Origin of the sequence: Dolichospermum circinale AWQC310F (assembly GCF_000426925.1) — a bacterium.
Classification (GTDB): domain Bacteria; phylum Cyanobacteriota; class Cyanobacteriia; order Cyanobacteriales; family Nostocaceae; genus Dolichospermum; species Dolichospermum circinale.
The window spans coordinates 1-687 of record NZ_APIZ01000363.1; the positions used below are offsets into that span (position 1 = coordinate 1).

A 687-nucleotide genomic window follows, 5' to 3' on the forward strand; every position below is an offset into this window, starting at 1 on the left:
GGTACAGATACCATTAGCTTTGCTGGTGCTGCGGCTACATTAGCTGCTCGTGTGAATTTGGGTGTCAACACTGCTCAAACCGTTTTGGGTACTACAAAAATCACATTAACTGCGGTAGATGCCATTGAAAACGCCATTGGTGGTTTGGGTAATGACCGTCTTATCGGTAATGCTCTTAACAACAGCTTAACCGGTGGTGCTGGTAATGACTCTTTAGCTGGTGGTGCTGGTAATGACACCCTTGTTGGTGGTTTGGGTACTGACAACTTACTTGGTGGTGCTGGTGATGACCAGTTCGTATTCAATGGCGTTACAGCTTTTAGTGCAACAACTTTTGGTTTAGACAACATCGCTGACTTTAGCGCTGGTGACAAGATCGTTTTGAGCAAGACAGTATTTGCGGCTCTAACCAGTGTTGCTGGTGCCGGATTTAGTGTGGCCTCAGAGTTTGGCGTTGTTACAGATGATGCTGACGCAGCAATCAGCAGCGCTCTTATTGTTTATAACCCAACTCTCGGTAGCCTCTTCTATAACCAAAATGGTACTGCTGCTGGCTTTGGTACTGGTGGTGAGTTTGCAGCTGTAAGTATCCTTGGTGCTTCTACTTTGGTTGCTAGTGATTTCATTGTTACCGTTTAATCTGGATTGATTACTTACACTCGGATTTTTCACGAACAATAACTTAGT

General features: G+C 44.8%; 1 protein-coding gene. It reads left to right on the forward strand.

All coding sequences use genetic code 11. The annotated features are described in order from the left end of the window. Positions 1-639: M10 family metallopeptidase C-terminal domain-containing protein (locus ACIR310F_RS0100415; protein WP_028082117.1), on the forward strand; the 639-nt coding region annotated here is incomplete at its 5' end. Between the last annotated feature and the right edge of the window lie 48 nt (positions 640-687).